The sequence below is a fragment of the Sphingomonas sp. GW821-FHT12D09 genome (genome assembly GCF_058807215.1).
Window position 1 is genome coordinate 371,190 of record NZ_JBXAQL010000001.1, and the last position, 23,865, is coordinate 395,054.

A 23,865-nucleotide genomic window follows, 5' to 3' on the forward strand; every position below is an offset into this window, starting at 1 on the left:
GAATTTCAGCGCCCCACATGAAGCACCTCATCCCCCATGCCGACGCCGAGCAGCTCAGCCGCCCGCGGATCGATCGCCACGCCGTCGTCCAGCGCCGCCACGCGACCTTGCGTCACCCGGAATTCCTTGAGCGAGCCGGTGGCGATCAGCGCCGCCTCGCCGCCGGCCTGCACCGCCGCCACCTTCGCCACCTTGGCGTCACGCACCGTGTTCACCTGGTCGGTCCGCGCGGTCATCGTCGGCCCGCCGTCGAAGATGTCGACATAGCGCTCCCAGGCAAAGCCCTCGCCCTCCAGCATCCGCATCGCGGCGCGGCCCGAAGGGTGGGGGAGGCCGATCACGCTGCGCGCGCTCTCCTGGAGCATCGCAGTGTAGATCGGGTGCTTGGGCATCAGGTCGGCGATGAACTGGTTGCCGTGCACCGCATTGAAGCTGTCCGCTTCCTGGAAGTTCATCCCGAAGAAGCGCCCGGCCACGCCGTCCCAGAAGGGCGATCCGCCTGCCTCGTCGATCACGCCGCGCAGCTCCGCGAGGATCTTCTCGGCGAAACGCGCCCGGTGGCGCGCGATGAACAGATAGCGGCTGCGTGCGAGCAGCATGCCCAGCCCGCCTGCGCGCTCGCCTGGGTGGAGGAACAGGCCGCCGACTTCGCTCGCGCCCTCCAGGTCGTTGACCAGGCTCAGCGTCTCGCCGCGGAAAGTGCGGCCCAGTTCCTCGCTATGCTTGGTCTCGGTGGCGAGGCGATAGGAATAGAAGGGCCAGCGTTGCCCCACCGCCGTGAATATCTGGCAGGTGCCGCGTACCTCGCCGGTGTCCTTGTTCTCAAGCACCAGCACGAAGACATCGTCGCCATTCTCGCCCTCGGCCCGCTCGAAGGCAGTGTGGCTGCGCGCGAGCTTGGCGCGGAGCACGTCCTTTTCGGGCTGGAGGTTGGTGAAGCCACCCCCGGTGAGCTTCGCCATCTCGTAGAGCGCCTGCAGATCCTCGTCGCGGGCGGCACGGATCACGAAACTCATAACTTCCCCTTCTCGGCGATACGCAACATGGTGACAGCGGAGAGCGCGGCGCGTTCGGCCAGGCTCTCCGGGATCAGGAACTCATCGGCGCTGTGGATCAGGCCGCCGCGCGCGCCCATCGTATCGACCACCGGCACCCCGCATGCGGCGATATTGTTGCCGTCGCACACCCCGCCGGAGAATTTCCAGGCGACCGGAATGCCCAGGTCCGCGCCGGCAGCCTTCACCAGCTCGAACAATTTCTCGGCACCAGGATCGAGCGGCTTGGGCGGGCGGTTGAAACTGCCATGGACGTGGACGCGCACGTCATGCTTCACGCTGACGATCGCGACTGCCTGGTCGATCGCGATGCGCGCCTTGGTGATTGCCTCCGCATCCTTGGGTCGAAAGTTCACGCGCAGGATGGCGAGGTCGGGCACGACGTTGTTCGGCCCGCCCCCGTCGATCCTGGCCGGGTTCACCGCCAGACCGGGAGCCTTGGCGTCATTCAGCCGAATCGCAAGGTCCGCCGCGGCGACCAGCGCGTTGCGCCCTTCGTCCGGATTGCGTCCGGCATGCGCGGACTTGCCGTGCACCACGATCGAGAAATTGCCCGTGCCCCCGCGCGCGCCGGCCAGCGTACCGTCCGGCAGGGCAGGCTCATAAGTGAGCGCCGCAACCTTGTCCTTCGCCGCTGCGGCGATCAGCGTTGCGGAGGAGAAGGAGCCGGTCTCCTCGTCCGAATTGATCAGCACCTCATAGCCGAGCAACGCGGCGAGCGGGCTTTTCTCCACCGCTTCCAGCGCGGCGAGCATCAGCGCCAGGCCACCCTTCATGTCGGCGGCGCCTGGCGCATTGAGATGGCCATTGTCGAGCCACGTGTTCGCCTGGAACGGATGATCGGCACCGAACACGGTGTCCATGTGCCCGGTCAGCAGGATCTGGACGGGCGCCTCGGGCCGCACCGCGAGATGGAGATGCCGGCCATGCGCCAGCGGCAGCACCTCTCCGGCGGCGGTCACGCTCTCGGCAGCCTCGGGTTCCACCAGCCTTGGCTGGCCGGGCAGGGAAGAGAAGGCATCGGCCAGCGTATCGGCCATGCGAGCAAGCCCGACGAGGTTGCGGGTCCCGCTGTTGATCGCCGTCCAGGCCTCGGTCCGCGCCAGCATCGGCGAGGCCGCGGCCCTCTCCACTGCCGCGCACTCTGTCTTGGAAAGCTCGGTCATCCAGAGGGCGTAGCGCGAAATATTATTGCGGTCACCCCAGCGAACGCCGGGAGGCGCATGCAATCTGGGAATGGGTTGTCAGAAATCGACGACCAGCGCCGCGCGGCTCGTCGTATCGGTGCTCTTGCGCCCCAACGCCGGCGTGCTTTCATACTGCATCGAATAGCTGAACTGCGCCGAGAGCGGCCCGAACAGCCGGGTGAGCAGGGCCGACTTGGACGAGACCGTGCTGTTCGCATCCTGCACATAGGCCGAGGCGTTCTGCGTCACCGAGATGCCCTTGGTAACCTTCCAGCCGAAATCCAGGCTGCCGCGCGCCGCGGCATTGCTCTCGGCCGGCTGGGCGATGAAGCGCGTGTAGCGGAAGGCCGGACCGACTTCGAGGTCGAGCTTCACCGCTGGCGACTTGATCGCGCTGTAGCCGACCCCGCTCGACAGCGAGACGCGATCGGAAAAGCCCGAGAAGCGGTCGCTCTCATATTGCGCGGCGCCGTAGAGATAGGCGCGGTCGTCGAACTTCCAGTTGGGCTCGTACGCGGCGAGATAGCGTTCGCGCGTGGTGATCCCCAGGCTCTCCTGGTAATCGCCCTGCAGGCGCAGCTTGTGGCGCCATTCCAGCCCTTCGCGCTTCAACTCCATTGCCGCGGCGATGCCGACATTCTCGGTATTGCCGGTGGTGACATAGCCCCCCAGTTCGGCATGGCCCTTCACGAGCGCGAAGAAATCGGCGCTGCGGATCTTGGCCTGCGCCTTTTTCAGCCGCCCGGCGCGCCAGTCGGCGGCGATCTTGACCAGCTTGTCGGCGCTGTCGGGGGCGGCGTTGCGGGCATATTTGATGATGACCGCAACGTCATTCTCATTGCCCGATTCCATCGCAGCTTCGAGCATGAGCTTGAGTGCCGGCGGCACATCCATGGCGGCCAGCGCCGCGGCGCTGTCGTCATCGTCGTCCATCGGCGCGGCAGCGGCAGGCGCAGCGGCAAGGAACAGCGGCAGGGCAAGGAGCAGGGCGCGCATGAGCAGGTCCGTATCGCCTTCAGGGGAGCGAAACTAGGGCAGGATCAGACGAGATGTTGTCCAAAGACGGTCAACACCTCCTTATAGAGCGCCCGCTTGAACGGCACGATGATGTCGGGGAGATCCTTGGGCTCCGCCCAGCGCCAGGCGCGGAATTCGGGCTCGGCGGTCTCGATGTTCACATCGCTGTCCTCCCCCAGGAAGCGGAACAGGAACCAGCGCTGCCGCTGCCCGCGCCACTTGCCCTTCCAGAGCCGGCCGACCAGGTCCTCGGGCAGGTCGTAGAACAGCTCGTCCGGTGCCTCGGCGACCAGTTCGGCCAGTTCGCGCTTCACCCCGGTTTCTTCCCACAGCTCGCGCCAGGCCGCCTCGATCGCGTCCTCGCCCGGGTCGATCCCGCCCTGGGGCATCTGCCAGGCCTCGACCACCGAATCGAGCCGCTGGCCGACAAAGACCTGGCCATGGCGATTGAGCAGCATCACGCCGGCGCAGGGGCGATAGGGAAGGGAGGCGATATCGGTCATGGGTTTCCCCTACAAAGTTCGTCACCCCGGCGAAAGCCGGGGCCCAGAGTTTCTCTGCCTTGTCGCACCTGGCTCTGGGTCCCGGCTTTCGCCGGGATGACGAGATACCTACGTTGGCGCAGTGATCCACCTCGTCCACCACCCCGATTACGTCGCCCCGGCCCCGGCGCGCAGCCAGTATCAGTGGAACAAGAACGGCCTGGTCCGCGACCTGCTGCGCGCGGAGGGCGACATCTTCACCTGGCACGAGCCCGAGCCGATGCCCCGCGCCTGGCTCGAGGCGGTCCACGACCCCGACTATGTCGAGGAGGTGATGAGCGCCGCGGTCCCGCCCGAGAAGGAGCGCCGCATCGGTTCCCGGTCACCCTCGAAGTCGCCCGCCGCGCCCAGGCTGTGCCCGGCGGCACCTATCTCGCCGCGAAGCTGGCGCTCGAGCATGGCTTCGCGGCAAACACCGCCGGCGGCAGTCACCACGCGCTGGCCAACACCGGCGCCGGCTTTTGCGTGTTCAACGACCTCGCACTCGCCGCTTTCCGGCTCGCCGAAGAGGGAAACCGTATCCTGGTCGTCGATTGCGACGTCCATCAGGGCGACGGAACCGCCGCGCTCACCGCGGGCCGGCCCGAGATCGCCACCTATTCGATCCATGCCGAGAAGAACTTCCCCGTCCGCAAGGCACGCTCGACGCTCGACGTGCCGCTGCCCGACGGGGTGGGCGACGACGAATATATGGAAACCCTCGAGCGCACGCTGATCCCCTTGCTCGAAGGCTTCGCGCCCGATCTCGTCCTCTATCAGGCCGGGGTCGATCCGTTGGCGGGCGACCGGCTCGGCCGCCTCGCGCTCAGCTATGAGGGATTGATCACCCGCGATCGCTGGATTGCCGGCCTCATGACTTCACACGCCATCCCCTTCGCCAGTGCCCTTGGCGGCGGTTACGGAGAGGACGCGCTCGAAGTCTCGCGCCGCCACGTCGCCTCGATCCTCGCGCTGGGACAGGCAGTTGCGGGCCGGGCTTTGCAGTATTGAAATAGGGGCGTAGACATCTGCGCAACGATATAAAATTGCAGGAGACCGGCTGTGGCGACTGCCGCGCATACGCTCACGCCCGAGGAGGCGTCGGCGCATCCCGCACCTGAAGCGATCGTGGTGCGCTTCGCCGGCGATTCCGGCGACGGCATGCAGCTCACCGGCGGCCAGTTCACGCTCTCTACTGCGCTCGCCGGCAATGATCTCGCCACCTTCCCCGATTTCCCCGCCGAGATCCGCGCGCCCCAGGGCACGTTGTTCGGCGTGTCGGCCTTCCAGATCAATTTCGGCTCGGCCCAGATCGATACCGCGGGCGACCAGCCCGACGTGCTCGTCGCGATGAACCCGGCGGCGCTCAAGACAAATGTCGAGGCGCTCAAGCCCGGCGGCCTGATCATCGCCGACGAGGGCGAGTTCGGCCAGCGCAACCTCGACAAGGCGAAATACCCTGCCAACCCGCTCGAGGACGGTAGCCTCGCCAAGTGGCAGCTGCTCAAGCTCAACATCTCGCAGCTCACCCTCGATGCGGTGAAGCCCTTCGGCCTCGGCAACAAGGAAGCGCTGCGCTGCAAGAACATGTGGACGCTGGGGCTGGCGCTCTGGATGTTCGATCGCGACCGCCAGCCGCTGGTCGACTGGCTCAAGGCCAAGTTCGCCAAGGAGCCGGAGCTGGCCGAGGCCAATATCGCCGCCCTCAACGCCGGCCACGCCTATGGCGAGACTGCGGAGCTGGGCGCGATGGGCATTTCCCAGCGCCAAGTCCCCGCCGCACCCGCCGAGCCCGGGCTCTACCGCACCGTCACCGGGGCGGACTCGATCTCGATGGGCCTCGTCGCCGGCGCGCAGCTCGCCGGGTTGCCGATGTTCTTCGGCGGCTACCCCATCACGCCCGCCTCGGCGATCCTGCACGCGCTCTCGCGCTACAAGGAGTACGGCGTCACCACCTTCCAGGCCGAGGACGAGATCGCCGCAATCGCCTCGGCGCTGGGTGCCGCCTATGCCGGCAGCGTGGGCGTCACGTCCTCCTCGGGGCCCGGCATCGCGCTCAAGGGCGAGGCGATGGGCCTGGCGATCATGACCGAGCTGCCGCTGGTGATCATCAACTCGCAACGCGGCGGCCCTTCGACAGGGCTTCCCACGAAAACTGAACAATCGGACCTATACCAGGCAGTATACGGTAGAAATGGCGACGCCCCAATGCCGGTGCTTGCCGCGCGCTCGGCCGCCGATTGCTTCGATGTCGCGATCGAGGCGGTGCGCATCGCCACCCAGTACATGACGCCGGTGATGCTGCTGACCGATGGCTATATCGCCAATGCCGCCGAGCCGTGGAAGGTGCCGGACATGAGCAGCTACGCGCCGTTCCCGGTCAAATTCCACACCGAGGTGCCGCCGGAGGGTGAGAAGTTCCAGCCCTATGGCCGCGACGCCAAGCTCAAGCGCCCTTGGGTCAAGCCGGGCACGCCGGGCCTGCTCCACCGCATCGGCGGCATCGAAAAGGCGCAAGGCTCGGGCAACATCGACTATTCCCCATCCAACCACCAGGCGATGACCGATATCCGCCGCGACAAGGTGCTAGGGATCGACATCCCCGACCAGGCGATCGAGCAGGGCCAGGAAGGCGGCAAGCTCGTCGTGGTCGGCTGGGGCTCGACCTATGGCCCGATCGCCCAGGCCGTCCGCCGGGCACGGGGCAGCGGGCATGACGTCAGCCATGTCCATATCCGCCACATCTGGCCGCTCCCGAATAATCTCGGCGCATTGCTAAAGAGTTACGAGCATATCCTCGTACCGGAAATGAACACCGGCCAGCTCAAGACGGTGCTGCGGGACCAGTTCCTCGTCAATGCTGTGCCCCTAAACAAGGTCAGCGGCCAGCCGTTCACCATCGGCGAGATCGAAGCCGCGATCGGCCGCCACCTCACCGGCGACAAGCCCGAGGAGTTGGGCCCCGACGACACCCAGCTTCCGAGCCCGGAGGCCGTGAACCCTTGAACCGCGCTGTTCCCATGCTGCTGGCGTTACCGCTGCCGCTGCTTGCCCCCGGCGCTGTGGCGCAGACAGTCACGCCGGCGGCACGGATGTCACCACTGCTCGCCGCACGGATCGCTGCCCTGCCGGACACGCTCGCAGGGCTGATGCGCGACGACGGCAATGACGAAAGCGGCCACCCCGCGCCGATGGTCGCCTATCACAGCCGCAACGCCCAGGATCCCGTGATCACCGTCGTCCTGGCCGACGCCCGCCGGACGCCCTGGCCCGACATGGCCGAGAACGGCCGCGCCGGCGCCCGCCAGGCCGGGCTGATCGACACGCTGTTCGAAGGCAAGTTCAGCCTCGACGGGCATCCGCCTAGCCGCAACTTCTTCGGCGACTATCTGACGCGACAGGGCATCAAGCAGAGCTGGATCGCCGATATGGACGGCGTCCGCGTCACCGTGCTGGCGACGATCTACCGCGCCGAGGACCGCCGCAAGGTGTTCGACGCCATCCGCCGCGACCTGCTCGGCGGCATCACCATGGAGAAAATCTCCACCGCGGAAGCGAATTGAGAGAGATCGCATGAACGAGATCACCCCGATCAAGCCCAGCACGCCCAAGGACTGGGAGACCGACCAGGAAGTCCGCTGGTGCCCGGGCTGCGGAGACTATGCGATCCTCAAGGCGGTGCAGCGCACCATGCCCGAGATCGGCGCCACGCCGGAGAACACCGTGTTCATCAGCGGCATCGGCTGCTCGTCGCGCTTCCCCTATTACATGGAGACCTATGGCTTCCACACCATCCATGGCCGCGCGCCGGCGGTGGCGACAGGGGTCAAGCTCGCCAATCCGGAGCTCGACGTGTGGATCATCACCGGCGACGGCGACGCGCTGTCGATCGGCGGCAACCACACGATGCACCTCCTCCGGCGCAATTTGAACTGTCAGTTCCTCCTGTTCAACAACGAGATCTATGGCCTGACCAAGGGCCAATATTCGCCGACGAGCCGCGAGGGCACGCGCTCGCCGTCCACGCCCTTCGGCTCGGTCGACCACCCCGCCAAGCCCTGCGCCTTTGCGCTTGGGGCAGGTGGGCGCTTCGTCGCCCGCGGGATCGACGTCCACAAGAATCTGCCCTCGGTGCTCAAGGCGGCCCATGCCCATCAGGGCGCCGCGTTCGTCGAGATCTTCCAGAACTGCATCGTCTATAACGACGACGTCTTCGAGCCCTTCACCGCCAAGCCCAATGCCGCCCAGGGCCAGCTCTGGGTCGAGCACGGCCAGCCCTTGCTCTTCGCGGGCGGTACCAAGGGGCTGACGCTCGACATCGACACGCTCACCCTCAAGGTCGTCGATGTCACCGAGGGCGACTGGCAGGGGGCAGGGGTGATCGTCCACAACGTCACCAACCGCGCCATCGCCCATATGCTCGTCGAGATGCCCTTCGGACCGTTCCCGATGGCGCTGGGGGTGCTCTACGACGATCCCGCGCCGACCTTCGAAAGCGCAGTGGTCGCGCAGAACCGGGCCGCGAGCGAAGGCAAGGCCGCCGATCTGCAGAAGCTCGTCGCCAAGGGCCAAACCTGGATGGTCGACAAGGAACCGCACAAGATCTGAGGCCCGTCGCTAACGGCTTGCATTGGCGGCGGACTTGCCTATCGCGCCGTTCATGTTGATCCGCGCCAGTAACGGTTTCGATACGCGTGAACTTGCGCCGCCGCGAAGCGTCTATCCGCAATGACCGCGGGCGCTGACCAATCCAACACCTTCCGCGCACCCGAAGCGCGCGCCCGGCGGCACGATCTCGATGCGCTGCGTGCAGTGTTCCTGCTGTTCGGCATCCCGTACCACGCTTCGCTCACCGTCCGGCCGGGGCCGTGGATCTCCAATTTCCGCGATCGGTCGACCGACTTCATCCAGCTCGCCGACTATCTCCATCTCTTCCGCATGCCGGGCTTCTACATGATCGCCGGCTATTTCGCCGCGATGCTGCTCCAGCGCCGCCCGGTGGCGAGCTATCTGCCCTCGCGCCTCCACCGGCTGGTGCCGCCCTTCCTGGCAGGCACCTTGCTGCTCGTGCCGGCGATGCATTTCCTGCTGCTGCTCGAGACCGGTCATCCGGACCCGCTGGGCCGCTGGTGGGAGATCATGACCTGGGCGGAGCGCAACCCGTTCGAGCATCTCTGGTTCGTCCAGGTGTTGCTCTACTACACCGCCGGCCTCGCCGGCCTGGTCTGGCTCTTCCCCGGCCTCGCCCGCGCCGAGCTGGGCGGCGAGCAGCGCACGCTGGTCCGCTGGTTCATCCCACTAACGATCGTCACTGGCCTGGTCCTCGGACTGTGTGGCCTGGGCTCGCTCCAGCTCGAGCGCTATCGCTATCTCGACAATTTCGCGGTCAACTTCCTCTCGGCCCGTTACGCGCTCGATTACCTACCCTGGTTCCTCCTCGGCGCCGTCCTCCAGCGCATCCCTGCGCTCGACAGTCGCTTCGCACGCTTCTCCTGGATCCTGTTCCTGATCGGCCTGGCCGCCAGCATCGCGGTGGTGTTCTACACCCGCTCAGTGCCGTTCCTCTGGCGCCCGGTGCTCACCGGCGTCGCGGCGATCTGCCTCACCCAGGCCTCGCTCGGCGCGCTGGCGCACTTCATCCATGGCGAGCGCCGCTGGGTGAAGGCGCTCGTCTCCGCGTCCTTCGTCATCTATCTGTTCCACGAGCCGTTGATCGTACTGGTGACGCCCTGGCTCGACCTGTTGCCGCTCCCCGTCTGGCCCAAGTTCATCCTGCTCTGCCTCACCGCCTTCTTCGGCTCCTATGGCATCTGGAAGCTCATCAAGCTGAGCCCGGCGCTGCGCTACATCTTCAACGGAGAGCGGAAGAAGAAGCGCCTCAAAACCTAAGCTTGCTTGCGTCATCGGCGCGTGCATTGTGCCCGCGAAATGCACGCACCGCTCAGCCAGTCCCGTCCGACCAAATCGCGCCGCGCCGGCTGGTTCTCGCGCGCGCTCGCCCCACTCTTCCGCCGCCAGCTCGACAGGATCGATGCCGGCATCGCCCAGGGCAGCCTGTCACTCAGCCTGCCCGGCGGTAGTGCCCGCCTGCTCGGCGGCCGCGCGGAAGGGCCCGCTGCGGTCGTCGATCTGCGCAGTTGGCGCGCATTGCTGCGGCTGGCTATCGGCGGCTCTATCGGCTGGTACCAGGCATGGGCGGGCGACGAATGGGCGAGCCCCGATCCGGTCCAGCTCTTCGCGCTGTTCGGCCTCAACCGCGCCGAGCTCGCCCGCCAGGCCCGCGCCAGCGGCCCGTCACGCTATCTCAAGCGCCTGCTCCACTGGCGCAACCGCAACCATCGCGGCGGCTCGCGGCGTAACATCCAGTTCCACTACGACCTGGGCAACGACTTCTACCGGCTCTGGCTCGATCCTGGCATGACCTATTCGAGCGCTCTGTTCACAGCGCCCGGCCAATCGCTCGAGCAGGCCCAGCACGAAAAGCTCGCCGCGATCCTCGCGCGCACCGCCACCAAGCCCGGCGACGAGATCCTCGAGATCGGCTGCGGCTGGGGTAGCTTCGCGCAATTGGCGGTGGAGCAGGGGCGCCGCGTCCACGGCATCACGCTGTCGTCCGAACAGCAAGCCTGGGCCCAGGCACGCGTGCCCGAAGGCGCCCGCTTCACGCTCACCGACTATCGCGACATTACCGGTAGCTATGACGCCGTCGCGAGCATCGAGATGGCCGAGGCGGTGGGCGAAGCCTATTGGCCCGCCTATCTCGACACGATCGCGGCCGCGCTCAAACCGGGCGGTCGCGCGGCGCTGCAGGTCATCACTTTCGACGACGCGTTCTTCGAAGGTTATGCGGCAAACGTCGATTTCATCCAGGGCTATGTCTTCCCCGGCGGATTGCTGCTTTCGGAGGCACGCTTCCGCGCACTGGCGAAGGCACGTCACCTGAGCTGGCAGGACCGCACCGGCTTCGGCCTCGACTATGCCGAGACACTTCGCCTGTGGCGCGAGCGCTTCGACGCGGCAGTGGCAGCGGGCACGCTACCTGCACAATTCGACCGTAAGTTCATCGACTTGTGGCGTTATTATCTGATGTATTGCGAAGGTGGATTCAGAGGCGGCGGTATCGATGTCGTCCAGGTCACCTTGGTCAAGGGGGAGGGGCAATGAGGAATTGGCTCGCGGCAGGCGCGCTCGCGCTCGGAGCATTGTCGGGCCAGGGTGCCCAGGCCCAGGCAGCCCCCTCGCCCGAAGTGAAGATCCAGCCCGGCGACAATTCGGGCCTGCGCAAGGTCGGCGCCGAAGTGCTGTTCTGGAGCCAGGCCCAGCGCGACGCCAATTTCCCGCACATGGAGCGGCTCTTCCCCGGCCATGTCGTCAAGGCCGGCACCAGGGTCCATCCGCTGCCCGCCGGCAAGCCACTGGTCTTTCCCGACGCCGAACTTGACGCCTTCATCGCCGCGCAGAACGTCTCCGGGCTGATCGTGCTGAAGGACGGCAAGATCATCCTCGAGCGTTATGCCCGCGGCTATTCGCAGCAGGGGCGCTGGACCAGCTTCTCGGTCGCCAAGTCCTTCACCTCCTCGCTGGTCGGCGCCGCGATCAAGGACGGCTATATCAAGTCGGTCGATGAGCCGGTGACCAGATACATCCCCGAGCTCGCCGGCAGCGGCTATGACGGGGTGACGATCGCCCAGCTCCTCACCATGACGTCGGGCGTCAAGTGGAACGAGGATTATACCGACGCGAAGTCGGACGTGGCACGCATGTTCCTGGAGGCGGTGCCGGCAGGGGAGGACCCCACCGTCTTCTACATGAAGAAGCTCCCCCGCGAGACCGCGCCGGGAACGAAGTGGGTGTACAAGACTGGTGAGACCAATCTGATCGGCGTGCTGGTGATGCGCGCAACGAACAAGCCGCTCGCCACCTATCTCAGCGAGAAGATCTGGCAGCCCTATGGCATGGAGCAGGACGCCTTCTGGATGGTCGATCCTTCCGAACATGAGGTCAGCGGCTGCTGCCTGTCGGTGTCGCTGCGCGACTATGCCCGGATGGGCCAGTTCGCGCTCGAAGGCGGCAAGGGCGCCGTCTCCCCCGGCTGGTTCCGCGAGTCGACCAGCGCCCATGCCGATATCGGCGTGCCGGGCCGCGGCTATGGCTATCAATGGTGGACCTATCCCGAGGGCCGCTTCGGCGCCCAGGGCATTTTCGGCCAGACGATCCGGGTCGATCCGAAGTCGAAAGTGGTGATCGCGGTGTCGGCGGCCGCGCCCAAGGCCAGCGACGACGCCTATGGCAAGGTGCGCACGGCGTTCCTCAATCGGCTGTTCGAGGCTGCGGCGAAATAGCTCTCAGCCAACCCGCTCGAAATGCCCGGCTTCGAAGCCGGAAACCGCCAGCGCCGCGATCCGCTCCGCCACAACCTCGGGCGCCTTCACCGTCGCCGGATCCTCGCCCGGAAAGGCCCGCGCGCGCATCTTGGTGCGGGTGGCGCCGGGATCGACGATGCCGACGCGCACCTTGCTGATATGCGCGACTTCCTCGCCATAGGTGAGCAGCAGGTTCTCGAACGCCGCCTTGGACGAACCATAGACGCCCCAATAGGCCCGCGCCGTGCGGCCGACGCTGGAGGTCACCCCGATCACCCGCGCGCCATGCGATGCCTTGAGCATCGGGTCGAACGCCGCGAGGATCGCCGCCTGGGCAGTGACGTTGAGCGTCAGCACCTTGGCGTATTCCTTGAAGTCGAACGCCGGCACCGCACTCAGCGTGCCCAGCGTCGCGGCGTTGAGCACCAGCACGTCGAGCGCCGTCCAGCGGCTCGAGATCGCTTCGGCCAGCCTGGCGATGCTGTCATTCTCGGTCAGGTCCATCGGCGCGATCGTCGCGGAACCGCCGGCAGCGAAGATCGCTTCCTCGACTTCCTCGAGCCCGCCCGCCGTGCGTGCGGTGAGGATGACATGTGCGCCCTGTGCGGCCAGCGCCAGCGCCGTCGCCGCGCCGATCCCGCGGCTCGCGCCGGTGACGAGCGCCGTGCGCCCCGAAAGTGCCCCTTCGCTCATGTCGATGTCAGCCTACGCGCTCGTGGAGCAGCGCGAACTGGTCGGTCGGCGGGCCGTTCTCGTCCTGGTCGGTCAGCGTCGTCGGATACTCACCGGTGAAGCAAGCATCGCAATATTTCGGGTGGATATCCGCGCGATGCGCCTCGCCCAACGCCTTGTACAGGCCGTCGATCGAGATGAACGCCAGGCTGTTGGCATGGATGAAGTCGGTCATACCGCCCACGTCGAGCTTGGCAGCAAGCAGCTTGGCGCGTTCGGGCGTATCCACGCCGTAGAAGCAGCTGTGCCGGGTCGGCGGGCTCGCGATGCGCATATGCACCTCGGCCGCGCCCGCCTCGTGCATCATCTGCACGATCTTGAGGCTGGTGGTGCCGCGCACGATCGAATCGTCGATCAGAACCACGCGCTTGCCCTTGATCAGCTCGCGGTTGGCATTGTGCTTCAGCTTAACGCCCAGATGGCGGACCTTGTCGCCCGGCTGGATGAAGGTGCGCCCGACATAGTGCGAGCGGATGATGCCGAGCTCGAACGGAATGCCGCTCTGCTGGGCGTAGCCGATCGCCGCCGGCACGCCCGAATCGGGCACGGGCACGACCAGGTCGGCCTCGACCGGCGACTCGATCGCGAGCTGCGCGCCGATCGCCTTGCGCACCGAATAGACCGAGCGATCGTTGCTGATCGAATCGGGACGCGAGAAATAGACATATTCGAAGATGCAGGGCCGCGGCCCCACCGGTGCAAAAGGCTTGTGCGAACTGATCTCGCTGCCCTTGACGATCACCAGCTCGCCCGGCTCGACGTCGCGGACATAGTCTGCGCCGACCACGTCGAGCGCCACCGTCTCCGAGGCGAAGACGATCGTGTCGTCCAGCTTGCCCATCACCAGCGGGCGGATGCCCAGCGGATCGCGGCAGGCGATCATGCCCTCGGGCGTCATCACGATCAGCGAATAGGCACCTTCGACCTGCTTGAGCGCATCGATGAACCGGTCGATCAGCGTGCGGAACTGCGAGGTCGCGACGAGGTGGATGATCACTTCGGTATCGCTGGTCGACTGGAAGATCGCGCCGCGGCGGATCAAGTCGCGACGCAGGCGCATCGCGTTCGAGATATTGCCGTTATGCGCAATCGCGAAGCCGCCGCTCGCCAGCTCGGCATAGAGCGGCTGCACGTTGCGCAGCGACGTCTCGCCGGTGGTCGAATAGCGGACATGGCCGCAGGCGGTATCGCCCTGCAGCGAACGGATCACTTCGTCGCGGTCGAAATTGCCCGCGACATGGCCCATCGCCCGGTGGATGTGGAACTGGTGGCCGTCGAAGCTGGTGATGCCCGCCGCCTCCTGGCCACGGTGCTGCAGCGCATGCAAGCCGAGCGCGACCGCGGCCGCGGCCCCGTCCATGCCGGATACGCCGAAAATGCCACACTCTTCGCGCAGCTTGTCGTCATCGAACGGGTTCGTGGTAAGCATCAGCCCTCGAGGGGTTGGGAACTGTCGGGCCGGCATATAGGCGGTCCGTCGCGGTTTGTCGCCCGCTTGTCACAAAGAAATGAACTTACAGGGTTTTCCGTTGGTTTTTCAGGGCGAAAGGAGACGATCCATGCCCGGACACGACCACGGACCGCAGATCAAGAACGCCGAACTCTATGAGAAACTCCGCGACCAGGGGAACTCGAAGGAGAAGTCGGCGCGAATCGCCAATGCCGAGGTGGAAGGCAGCATCGACCATCGCGGTGGCACGCTCGAGAGCCGTTCGAAGGACGAACTTTACGACGAGGCCAAGGACATCGGCATCGATAAGCGCTCGGAAATGGACAAGGACGAACTGATCCACGCGATTCGGGATCACTGACCCCGTGACGGTAGCCACGGGCCACGCTAGACAACGCCCGTGGATACCAATCGCGAAACGGGCAGCACGCTCGACCCGAAATACGACGCCGCCGGCCTGATCACTGCCGTCTGCACCGATCCGCAAGGTACGGTGCTGATGGTCGCCCACATGAACGCCGATGCGCTCGCCGCCACGCTGGAGACCGGCGAGGCGACCTTCTGGTCGCGCAGCCGCGGCAAGCTTTGGAAGAAGGGCGAGACTTCAGGCCACGTCCTCAAGCTGGTCGAAGCGCGGATCGACTGCGACCAGGATGCGATTTGGCTGAAGGTCGAGCCCCACGGGGCCGCCTGCCACACCGGCGCGCCCAGCTGCTTCTACCGGATCATCGAGGATGGGAAGCTGGTCAGCGGATGAAGTGCGCCGGGGTCCTCTTCGCGTTGCTCCTCGCCGCCTGCTCCGGCGGCAACGCGCCCGCACAAAAGGCGGAAAAGCCCCAGGACCTCGAGAAAGCCGCCATCGAGCGCGGCCTGGTCCGCAACCCCGCGGACACCGACATCGCCGGCCTCTACGCCCGCGACACCGACCGCATCTGCATCGTCCCCGACGCTGAGCTCGGCTACAAGATCGGCGCGTTCGTCGATTATGGCGACCGCATCACCTGCAGCGGCACCGGCCGCGCGAGCCGGGTAGGGGAGGCGCTCCATATCGAATTCGGCGAGGACGGCAGCTGCTCGTTCGACGCCAAATATGACGGCGACAAGATCGCCTTCCCCGGCGCATTGCCCGATGGCTGCAACAAGTTCTGCGCCAGGCGGGCCTCCTATGCCGGCCTCGAAGTCGCCCGCCTCAGCGAATCGGCCGCCGAAGCCGCGGCGATGCGCGACGCCAACGGAAAGAGACTGTGCGGGGGTAACTAAGGGCACGTCCTCTCGTTCGTCATTCCCGCGAAGGCGGGGATGACGGGAGAAGGAACGGCGCCAGAAAAAGGCCAACCAAACGATTGACGTTCACGTAAAGGGAAAGTATTTTCCATGCCCATGAACGCACACGCCTTTCCGCTCGAAGCCCTGGCGCCGATCGAGCCGCGCCCGGATCGCGACGCCTTCACCATCTCGGACCTGTGCGCCGAATTCTCGGTCACGCCGCGCGCGCTGCGCTTCTACGAGGACGAGGGGCTGATCGCGCCCGAGCGCCGCGGCACATCGCGCGTCTATTCGCACCGCGATCGTGCCAGGCTCGCCTGGATCCTGCGCGGCAAGCGTGTCGGCTTCAGCCTGGGCGAGATCAAGGAAATGATCGATCTCTACGATGTTGGCGACGGCCGCAGCACCCAGAAGCAGGTCACGCTCGAGCGCTGCCTCGATCGCATCGCCCTGCTCGAAAACCAGAAGCGCGACATCGACGCGCACATAGCCGAGCTCCACCAATTCGTCGATCTGCTCAAGAGCAGCGACTAAGTCCCGAGGAACCTGAAATGCCCCAATATACCCCGCCGGTCCGCGACACCCGCTTCATCCTCGAGTCGGTGATCGGCCTCGATCGCTATGCGAACCTGCCCGGCTTCGAGAACGCCACGCCGGACACGGTCGACGCCGTGCTCGAACAGGGCGGCCAGTTCGTCGCCGAAGTGCTGTTCCCGATCAACCATTCGGGCGATCAGGAAGGCTGCACGCGCCACGAGGACGGCAGCGTCACCACGCCCGCCGGCTTCAAGGAAGCGTATCAGGCGTTCGTCGAGAGCGGCTGGGGCACGCTGAGCGCGCCTGTCGAGTTCGGCGGGCAGGGCATGCCGCACGTCGTCTCGACTGCATTCCAGGAGTACATGATCTCCGCCAACATGGCCTTCGCCATGTACCCGGGCCTCACCCACGGCGCGATCGCGTCGTTGCTGGTCAAGGGCTCGCCCGAGCAGCAGGCCAAGTACGTCCCCAAGATGGTGTCGGGCGAGTGGGGCGGCACGATGAACCTCACCGAGCCGCAGTGCGGCACCGATCTCGGCCTGATCCGCACCCGCGCCGAGCCGAACGCCGATGGCAGCTACAGCATCACCGGCACCAAGATCTTCATCTCGTCGGGCGAGCATGACCTGACCAGCAACATCATCCACCTCGTCCTCGCCAAGACCCCCGGCGCGCCGGAGAGCAGCAAGGGCATCTCGTTGTTCGTGGTCCCTAAGTTCCTGGTCAACGACGACGACAGCCTGGGGGAGCGTAACCCGGTCACATGCGGCTCGATCGAGCACAAGATGGGTATCCACGCCAATTCGACCTGCGTGATGAACTATGACGGCGCCAAGGGCTGGCTGGTCGGCGAGGAGATGAAGGGACTCGCCGCGATGTTCATCATGATGAACGCCGCCCGCCTCGGCGTCGGCCTCCAGGGGCTCGGCATCGGCGAAGTCGCGCTGCAGAACGCTGTCCAGTATGCGCATGACCGCCGCCAGGGCCGCGCGCTCACGGGTCCGCAGGAGCCGAACGAAAAGGCAGACACGCTGTTCGTCCACCCGGACGTCCGCCGCATGCTGATGGAAGCCAAGGCGCAGACCGAAGGCATGCGCGCGCTGTGCCTGTGGGGCGCGCTCCAGGTCGATCTCGAGCATGCCGCCGCCAGCGAGGAGGAGCGCCAGCTCGCCGCCGATCTGGTCGGCCTGCTCACGCCGGTCATCAAGGGCGTCGGCACCGATATCGGCTACAAGGTCGCGACCGACAGCCAGCAGGTCTATGGCGGCCATGGCTACATCGCCGAATGGGGCATGGAGCAATATGTCCGCGATGCCCGCATCTCGATGATCTATGAGGGCACCAATGGCGTCCAGGCGATGGACCTGGTCGGCCGCAAGCTCGCGATGAATGGCGGACGCGCGGTCCAGGCCTTCTTCAAGCTGGTCGCCGAGGAAGCCGCCGCCGCCAAGGGCGACGCGAAGCTCGCGGCACTGGCGGAGGGCCTGGAAAAGGCGCTCGGCCATCTCCAGGGCGCGACGATGTGGCTCGCCCAGAACGGCTTCAAGAACCCCAACGACGTCGGCGCCGGCGCCTATCCCTACATGCAGCTCACCGGCACGGTCGCGCTCGGCCTGATGTGGCTGCGCATGGCCAAGGCGGCGGGCGAGGCCCTGGCCACGGGTGGTGGCGACACCAGGTTCTACGAGGCCAAGCTGGTCACCGCGCGCTTCTACGCCGAACGCTTCCTCCCCGACGCCAGCGGCCTGCGCCGCAAGATCGAGGCCGGCAGCGAAGCGGTGATGGCGCTCGATCCGGAGCTGTTCCGGGCGGGTTGAGGCTGGCCGGCCGTTCTAACTTGATACCAGAGCGGTTCCCCGGCGGAAGCCGGGCCCAGTTGCAGACCTGCTGATATAGCGGGTAAGCCTTCCAAGGGCGTCGCGGCGACCCAGCTGCGGCGCCCTTGTAATGTTGCAATCCCAATATGTTCCATGCCCCCAGTTGGGAAGCGGGCACTGGAAAAGCACGGCTTCGTCTACATCATGGCAAGCGGCCGCAACGGCACGCTCTACTTGGGCGCCACTAGCGATCTGCCGAGGCCCGTTTGGGAACACCGCACCGGCGTAGTCGAAAGCTTCACGAAGAAGCACGGCTGCAAACTGCTCGTCTGGTATCAAGCGTTTGAGAGCCTTGATGCGGACCGCCTGCGCGAGTTGCAAATGAAGAAGTGGCAACGCGCCTGGAAGCTGTACGAGATCGAAGGGATGAACCCAGACTGGGAAGATCTCTTCGACTGTCTCGTGCCGTCGTGACACCACTGCAACTGGGGCCCGGCTTTCGCCGGGAAACGGTGAAGAAGCGACATTTTCTTTATTCTTGTTCCCCGGCGAAGCCGAGGCCCAGCCGCAATGAACCGTCCTTGATGCATCATCGCTTGCAATGTTGGATTTCGTCTGATGCCGTCGGCACGGTCGGAGGAAACCTCGGCCGCTCTTTGACTTTGTCGGGCAGCAAGCAATTCAGCGCCGCATCACCACGCAACAAAATTGCGAGATGCGCGGCGTTTCCGGGAAAAGAGGGAAATTAGCCCCGCACGAAACCCGCTCCAGGCGTGCACTTCGTGTACTTTGCCCTCAGCGCGTCGCCTCGGGCGTAGGCCGCGGCGTAGGCGAAGGCTTGGGAGCGGGCAGGGTGAAGCTCACCGTCCCCTTGCCCTGCGCAGGCACATTGGTCGGCGCGGCGACGGGCGGGGCCACCACCGCGTCCCCCTTGCGCCGCACGCCGCTTAGCGGTGTCGGACCGGGAACAGGCGTGGCGCCAGGCAGTGGCGTCGCCGCCACCACCGGCTCAGGCAACTGGGCGCGCATGCATTGCACCGGGCTCGGGCGGCGGAACTGGGCGCAGTTCCATAGCGCCTTGGCAAAACCCTGCGTCTCGTCGCGCAGATAGCTGAACGACAGGGTCGCGACCTGGCTGCTGGCCAGCGGCAGCTTGGCCGGGGTCTGCTTCGGGTCGGCCCAGGCCATGAACTTGCAATAGGGTCGCTCGCCGCAGGTCCGGATCGCCAGCGCCGCGAAGGCGTCAGGGTTCATGCCCTTGGGCAGGGTCAGCATGAAGTTGTTCGATTCGCCGCCTCCCTCGGCCGCCATCGGCGCGGGCACCGCGCTTTGCGGGATCGAGGCGGGGTCGATGAACGCGCCATCGGTGCCGACCGCGCCTGGCAGCAGCGCCTCGAGCGTCGGGTCGCCCTGGAAGTTGGGCGACAGCCGCGACATCAGCGCGATATTGGGCTCCACGCCGGCATAAGCGCGGTTGAAGGCGGGCGGCGTACCCCACCAGCCGGCCCAGCGGAAGAACAGGTGGGTGTGGACCTCGGTGATCTTCTCGAGGCTGGTGCTCCAATAGGGCACCACCCAGTCGGTATGGTAATGCGTCGCATGGCCGACGGCGTCGTACACGCTGCCATTCAGCGCGACGCGAGCGATGTAGCGGGCACGCTCCCAGGCCGCGGCCGTCGGCGTGTAGCGCAGGATCGCGCCGTCGCAGCTGAAGGTGAACTGGCAGCCGGTCGAGCGCTCGGAGCCTTGGAAAACGACACCGCAGATCGTCTTGGGAAAGGCTGGGTGGCGCATGCGGTTGATGATCACCTGCGCCACCGCCTTCTCACCCACCGCATCGTCGCCGGCCTCGTAATAGACGGCGGCGGCCAGGCAATCGACGGCGCGGGCGCGGCTGATTTCCTCGCCGAAGATGCGGAAGGGCCGCGCCGCGGGGTTGGGCAGGGTGGAAAAGGGGATGGTCGCGTTGAAGGCACGCGCATCGTCGGGGTCTACGGTCTGCAGCTCGACCGGCTCGACCGGCGGCAGCTCGGTCGCGGGCACCACGCGGTGCGACACCACCACCGGCCCGCGCTTGTGCACCGTCACGCGCGGCGTGTGGACGACGAGCCAGAGCGGCACGGCGATCGCGACGAGCACGACCAGGCCGAGCAGTGCCGCGAGCAGCGGCGGCACGCCCAGCGATGGGGCAGTGGAGGTGCGAAGGAAGGGAAGGGTCGGCATGGGGTCGCCGCCCATAACGCAGAAGTTGCGATCAGGGAACCATTGCGCCGCCGGAACGCCGCACACAAACTACGCGGCGCCGGAACGCAGTGCGGTTCGTTCAGCCTGGCACCCGACTCAGTCGGGCCAGAAGCCGGTCACTTCGCACATGTCCCAATGGTCCGCCGCGCCAAGCTTGCACGCTGCGGACGTAGCCTCGCCGGTGCACAGCTTCACTTCGCGCTGGTAGCGCTTGTAGCAGCTCTCCGGACGGGCAGGCGCCGACGCGGCAGCAAGCGCTGCCGGCTTGGCATGTTTGGGTGAAACTGGGGCGGCCGAGACGCCATGCGCCTCGGCTGGCGTTTCCAGCCCGCGCTGCTTCCCCCCGGAAACTAGCGGCCACCCCAGATATACGGCGAGCAAAAGGCTCACCAGGATCATTGCATTACGCACGAAGTTCCCCCCGGAAACGACGTTTTCCCCGACTCGGGAAAGCTAGCGTTAATCCAGAGTTAATTCCAGTGCCTCAGCTCTCCGGAAGGAAGTCAGGAACGCTCAAATAGCGCTCACCTGTATCATAATTGAACCCTAGTACCCGAACGCCCTCGGGAAGGTCGGGCAGTTTCTGCAAAATAGCTGCCAGAGTCGCCCCGGAAGAGATGCCCACGAGCATGCCTTCCTCGCGTGCAGCACGGCGGGCCATGTCCTTGGCGACGCCGGCATCGACCCTGATCACGCCGTCGATCGCGTCGGTGTGGAGGTTGCGCGGTACGAAGCCGGCGCCGATGCCCTGGATCGGGTGCGGACCGGGCTGGCCGCCCGAGATCACCGGAGAGAGTTCGGGCTCGACGGCATAGACCTTCACGTTGGGCCAGGCCTTTTTCAGCGTCTCCGCTACGCCGGTGATGTGCCCGCCGGTGCCGACGCCGGTGACGACCACGTCGATCGGCGTGTCGGCGAAGTCGTTGAGGATCTCCTGCGCCGTCGTGCGGTGATGCACGTCGATGTTCGCCGGGTTCTCGAACTGTTGCGGCATCCAGGCGCCGGGCGTCGTCTCGACGATCTCCATGGCCCGCTCGATCGCACCCTTCATGCCCTTTTCACGCGGGGTGAGGTCGAAGGTCGCGCCATAGGCCAGCATCAGCCGGCGCCGCTCGACGCTCATGCTCTCGGGCATCACCAGGACGAGCTTGTAGCCCTTCACCGCGGCCACCATCGCCAGGCCCACGCCGGTATTGCCGCTGGTCGGCTCGACGATCGTGCCGCCGGGCTTCAGGTTGCCGTCCTTTTCCGCCGCCTCGATCATGGCGAGCGCGATGCGGTCCTTGATCGAGCCGCCGGGGTTGGTCCGCTCGGACTTGATCCACACCTCGGCATCCGGGAACAGCTTGCTCACCCGGATGTGCGGCGTGTTGCCGATCGTCTCGAGGATCGTGTTGGCCTTCATGTCGTCATCTCCTTGGGAGGAATCTCGAGATTGGCCGGGGGATCGAAGGTACGAGCCCGCCTGAGCTCCGGAAATAGCTTGGCCCATGCCAGCGTGACAAGCACGGCGCCAATGCCGCCGCCCACCACTGCGGCGACCGGACCGATCAGCGCGGCGAGGAAGCCTGATTCGGCCTCGCCAAGCTCGTTCGAACCCGAAATGAAGAGGGTGGAGACCGCCCCTACGCGGCCGCGCATCTCGTCGGGCGTGTAAAGCTGGATCAGCGACTGCCGGACATAGACCGAAACCATGTCGGCCGCGCCGACGATGAACAGAGCGCCAAGCGCGAGCAGCACCGCGGGGGACAGGTCGCTGCCGATCGCGGAGGGACCAAGCAGTGGCAGCAGCAAGGGGGCGGAAAGGCCAAAGGCGACGGTGGCGAGGCCGAACAGGCCCACCGCCACCAGCATCTTTACGCCGACATCATATTTCAGCGGCCGCCAAGAGAAATAGACCGCGGTAACGACGGCGCCCACGGCCGGCGCCGCACGCAGATGACCCAGGCCCGCGGAGCCCACCTGGAGGATGTCGCGGGCATAGATCGGCAGCATCGCGGTCGCGCCGCCGAGCAGCACCGCGAACAGGTCGAGCGAGATGGCGCCGAGTACCAGCCGGTTGCGGCGGACATAATGGAGTCCGTCGATCATCTGCGCCCAGGGGCTGCCGCTGAACTTGGCCGCGCTGCGCGGCACCTGGCCGATCAACATCAACAGGATGAAGGACAGCACGAACAAGCCGCCCGCCACGGCATAGGGAAGCCAGTCGGCACCCGCATAGAGATAGCCGCCCATTGCCGGGCCGATCACGGTGCCGATCTGCCAGGAGAGCGAGCTGAGCGCGATCGCAGTGGGAAGGATCGCCTTGGGCACGAGGTTCGGCGAAAGCGCGCTCAGCGCCGGGCTGGCAAAGGCACGCGCCACCCCGAGCAGGGCGGCGATGCCGAACAGCCAGGGCAGGCTGATCGCGCCGGTATAAGTGAGCACGCCCAGGCTGATCGCGCAGAATGCTTCGAGCGCCACGGCGGCCCGGGCGAGCCATCGCCGGTCGAGCCGATCGGCCACCCAACCGGCGAAGAGCGAGAGGAACAGCAAGGGCAGGAACTGCGCAACGCCGATCAGGCCGAGCTGGAACGCGGCTTCCTTCACGCTCATCGTTCGGCGGGCGATGTCGTACACCTGCCAACCGATGACGATGACCATCGCCATCTGCCCGAGCGTGGTCGAGAGGCGGGCGAGGAAATAATAGCGGAAATTCGGAACGGCGAACGGGTGATGTGCGGCAGCCATGGCCATGCCTCTAAGCGCTTCCACAACGCGACCGCAACGAGCGATTGCGCCGGGAAGCGCCAAGCAGGCCTATCAGGCCAGGATTTCGGCCTTGGGTTCGGCCCGAGACACCGTCCCACCGAGGAACGTCAGCAGATCCTTGATGAGCCTGTCCGTGGCGGTGGCGAACAGGCCGTGCGGCTCGCCATCATATTCGACATATTGCGCATTGGAGATACCCGACGCCGCGCGCTTGCCGATCTGGTGCGGGACGATCGTGTCGCCATTGCCGTGGATCACCAACGTCGGCACCTGGAACGCCGCCAGGTCCGGGCGGAAATCGGTGAAGCCGAACGACTCGGCACAGGCGAGCGTCGCCTTGAGGCTGGCGGTCATCGCGACGTTGAACGAGGCTTGGCGGGTTTCCTCGCTGACCGGGGTGGCGATCAGCCCGACGCCGTAGAACTGCTTGAAGAAGGTCCCGAAGAATTTGGCCCGATCCTCCTCCACCGACTTGGCGATCGCCTGGAGCTGCTCGACCGGCACGCCGTCCGGATTGTCGTCGCCCTGCGGCATATAGGGCACCACCGAGCTGACCAGCGCCGCGGAGCGCACGCCCCTGCCGCCGTGGCGCGACATGTAGCGGGCGACTTCGCCGCCGCCCATCGAGAAGCCGACCAGCGACACGTCGTCGGTAGCGCCGGTTTCCTGCAGCACATCGGCCAGATCGTCCGCGAGGCCGTCATAGCTGTAGCCATCCCAGGGCTGATCCGAGCGGCCGAAGCCGCGGCGGTCATAGGCGATGGCGCGGTAGCCGGCATCCGCCAGCTTCAGCGCCACCGGATCCCAGCTGTCGGCCGAAAGCGGCCAGCCATGGATCAGCACGACGGGACGGCCGGAGCCCCAATCCTTTACATAGAGTTCGGTGCCGTCACGGGTCTTGATCTTGGGCATGGGATGTTCCTTG

Annotated in this window: 23 protein-coding genes and 1 pseudogene; 13 read left to right on the top strand and 11 right to left on the bottom strand. The window is 66.1% G+C overall.

The genetic code is table 11. The features are described 5' to 3' along the window. Positions 1-5: 5 nt before the first annotated feature. The 4 genes from AC1RPL_RS01790 to AC1RPL_RS01805 all read right to left on the bottom strand — a co-directional run bounded on the left by AC1RPL_RS01790 (position 6) and on the right by AC1RPL_RS01805 (position 3,762). Positions 6-1,016, bottom strand: coding sequence for an arginine N-succinyltransferase (locus tag AC1RPL_RS01790; RefSeq protein WP_493067540.1), 1,011 nt, complete (start codon positions 1,014-1,016; stop codon positions 6-8). Next, positions 1,013-2,221, bottom strand: a complete 1,209-nt coding sequence (locus AC1RPL_RS01795; protein WP_493067541.1) for a hydrolase — start codon at positions 2,219-2,221, stop codon at positions 1,013-1,015. Before AC1RPL_RS01795 ends, AC1RPL_RS01790 begins: the two co-directional genes overlap by 4 nt. A gap of 78 nt (positions 2,222-2,299) precedes the next feature. After that, positions 2,300-3,238 (bottom strand): DUF481 domain-containing protein, encoded by a 939-nt coding sequence (locus AC1RPL_RS01800; protein ID WP_493067542.1) that lies wholly within the window; start codon positions 3,236-3,238, stop codon positions 2,300-2,302. Between the two features lie 44 nt (positions 3,239-3,282). After that, positions 3,283-3,762, bottom strand: coding sequence for an RNA pyrophosphohydrolase (locus AC1RPL_RS01805; RefSeq protein WP_493067543.1), 480 nt, complete (start codon positions 3,760-3,762; stop codon positions 3,283-3,285). A gap of 121 nt (positions 3,763-3,883) precedes the next feature. Here AC1RPL_RS01805 and AC1RPL_RS01810 point away from each other — a divergent pair. The 7 genes and pseudogenes from AC1RPL_RS01810 to AC1RPL_RS01840 all read left to right on the top strand — a co-directional run bounded on the left by AC1RPL_RS01810 (position 3,884) and on the right by AC1RPL_RS01840 (position 12,122). Next, positions 3,884-4,791 (top strand): annotated as a pseudogene (locus tag AC1RPL_RS01810) (histone deacetylase family protein). A gap of 51 nt (positions 4,792-4,842) precedes the next feature. After that, positions 4,843-6,786: a 2-oxoacid:acceptor oxidoreductase subunit alpha gene (locus tag AC1RPL_RS01815; RefSeq protein WP_493067544.1), complete on the top strand. Its 1,944-nt coding sequence runs from the start codon at positions 4,843-4,845 to the stop codon at positions 6,784-6,786. Positions 6,787-6,800: 14 nt separating this feature from the next. Next, positions 6,801-7,343 carry a hypothetical protein gene (locus tag AC1RPL_RS01820; protein WP_493067545.1) on the top strand — a complete coding sequence of 181 codons (543 nt, stop codon included), beginning with the start codon at positions 6,801-6,803 and terminating at the stop codon, positions 7,341-7,343. Positions 7,344-7,353: 10 nt separating this feature from the next. Next, the gene (locus AC1RPL_RS01825; protein ID WP_493067546.1) at positions 7,354-8,388 is read left to right on the top strand and encodes a 2-oxoacid:ferredoxin oxidoreductase subunit beta; all 1,035 of its coding nucleotides are present in this window, start codon (positions 7,354-7,356) and stop codon (positions 8,386-8,388) included. Between the two features lie 120 nt (positions 8,389-8,508). Beyond that, positions 8,509-9,669 carry an acyltransferase family protein gene (locus tag AC1RPL_RS01830; protein ID WP_493067547.1) on the top strand — a complete coding sequence of 387 codons (1,161 nt, stop codon included), beginning with the start codon at positions 8,509-8,511 and terminating at the stop codon, positions 9,667-9,669. 39 nt (positions 9,670-9,708) lie between these two features. Beyond that, positions 9,709-10,944: a class I SAM-dependent methyltransferase gene (locus AC1RPL_RS01835; RefSeq protein ID WP_493067548.1), complete on the top strand. Its 1,236-nt coding sequence runs from the start codon at positions 9,709-9,711 to the stop codon at positions 10,942-10,944. After that, entirely contained in the window at positions 10,941-12,122 is a 1,182-nt protein-coding gene (locus AC1RPL_RS01840; RefSeq protein WP_493067549.1) for a serine hydrolase domain-containing protein, read from the top strand. The genes AC1RPL_RS01835 and AC1RPL_RS01840 overlap by 4 nt, the downstream gene beginning before the upstream one ends. A gap of 3 nt (positions 12,123-12,125) precedes the next feature. Here the strand turns inward: AC1RPL_RS01840 and AC1RPL_RS01845 are convergent, their stop codons facing one another. Both AC1RPL_RS01845 and purF read right to left on the bottom strand, forming a co-directional pair. Beyond that, positions 12,126-12,836, bottom strand: coding sequence for an SDR family NAD(P)-dependent oxidoreductase (locus tag AC1RPL_RS01845; protein ID WP_493067550.1), 711 nt, complete (start codon positions 12,834-12,836; stop codon positions 12,126-12,128). 7 nt (positions 12,837-12,843) lie between these two features. Next, positions 12,844-14,304, bottom strand: coding sequence for an amidophosphoribosyltransferase (gene purF / locus AC1RPL_RS01850; protein WP_493067551.1), 1,461 nt, complete (start codon positions 14,302-14,304; stop codon positions 12,844-12,846). Between the two features lie 130 nt (positions 14,305-14,434). Between purF and AC1RPL_RS01855 the strand changes: the two genes are divergently transcribed. The 6 genes from AC1RPL_RS01855 to AC1RPL_RS01880 all read left to right on the top strand — a co-directional run bounded on the left by AC1RPL_RS01855 (position 14,435) and on the right by AC1RPL_RS01880 (position 18,419). Next, complete coding sequence (locus AC1RPL_RS01855) at positions 14,435-14,686, top strand: DUF7218 family protein (protein ID WP_493067552.1); 252 nt, start codon at positions 14,435-14,437, stop codon at positions 14,684-14,686. A 39-nt stretch (positions 14,687-14,725) separates the two neighbouring features. Then, a complete protein-coding gene (hisI, locus tag AC1RPL_RS01860; protein ID WP_493067553.1) occupies positions 14,726-15,082 on the top strand; it encodes a phosphoribosyl-AMP cyclohydrolase in 357 nt (118 codons plus the stop codon). Next, positions 15,079-15,585 carry a hypothetical protein gene (locus tag AC1RPL_RS01865; protein WP_493067554.1) on the top strand — a complete coding sequence of 169 codons (507 nt, stop codon included), beginning with the start codon at positions 15,079-15,081 and terminating at the stop codon, positions 15,583-15,585. The genes hisI and AC1RPL_RS01865 overlap by 4 nt, the downstream gene beginning before the upstream one ends. 120 nt (positions 15,586-15,705) lie before the next feature. Then, the gene (locus AC1RPL_RS01870; protein ID WP_493067555.1) at positions 15,706-16,125 is read left to right on the top strand and encodes a MerR family transcriptional regulator; all 420 of its coding nucleotides are present in this window, start codon (positions 15,706-15,708) and stop codon (positions 16,123-16,125) included. Between the two features lie 17 nt (positions 16,126-16,142). Further along, positions 16,143-17,945 (top strand): acyl-CoA dehydrogenase C-terminal domain-containing protein, encoded by a 1,803-nt coding sequence (locus AC1RPL_RS01875; protein WP_493067556.1) that lies wholly within the window; start codon positions 16,143-16,145, stop codon positions 17,943-17,945. 153 nt (positions 17,946-18,098) lie between these two features. After that, positions 18,099-18,419: a GIY-YIG nuclease family protein gene (locus AC1RPL_RS01880; RefSeq protein WP_493067557.1), complete on the top strand. Its 321-nt coding sequence runs from the start codon at positions 18,099-18,101 to the stop codon at positions 18,417-18,419. Between the two features lie 321 nt (positions 18,420-18,740). Here the strand turns inward: AC1RPL_RS01880 and AC1RPL_RS01885 are convergent, their stop codons facing one another. The 5 genes from AC1RPL_RS01885 to AC1RPL_RS01905 form a co-directional block, all read right to left on the bottom strand. Further along, positions 18,741-20,168 carry a cell wall hydrolase gene (locus AC1RPL_RS01885; protein WP_493067558.1) on the bottom strand — a complete coding sequence of 476 codons (1,428 nt, stop codon included), beginning with the start codon at positions 20,166-20,168 and terminating at the stop codon, positions 18,741-18,743. A 117-nt stretch (positions 20,169-20,285) separates the two neighbouring features. Further along, positions 20,286-20,600, bottom strand: a complete 315-nt coding sequence (locus AC1RPL_RS01890) for a hypothetical protein (protein ID WP_493067559.1) — start codon at positions 20,598-20,600, stop codon at positions 20,286-20,288. Positions 20,601-20,673: 73 nt separating this feature from the next. After that, a complete protein-coding gene (cysK, locus tag AC1RPL_RS01895) occupies positions 20,674-21,594 on the bottom strand; it encodes a cysteine synthase A (RefSeq protein WP_493067560.1) in 921 nt (306 codons plus the stop codon). Continuing rightward, on the bottom strand, positions 21,591-22,919 hold the full coding sequence (locus AC1RPL_RS01900; protein WP_493067561.1) for an MFS transporter: 1,329 nt from the start codon (positions 22,917-22,919) through the stop codon (positions 21,591-21,593). The genes cysK and AC1RPL_RS01900 overlap by 4 nt, the downstream gene beginning before the upstream one ends. A 72-nt stretch (positions 22,920-22,991) precedes the next feature. Next, positions 22,992-23,852: an alpha/beta fold hydrolase gene (locus AC1RPL_RS01905; protein ID WP_493067562.1), complete on the bottom strand. Its 861-nt coding sequence runs from the start codon at positions 23,850-23,852 to the stop codon at positions 22,992-22,994. Between the last annotated feature and the right edge of the window lie 13 nt (positions 23,853-23,865).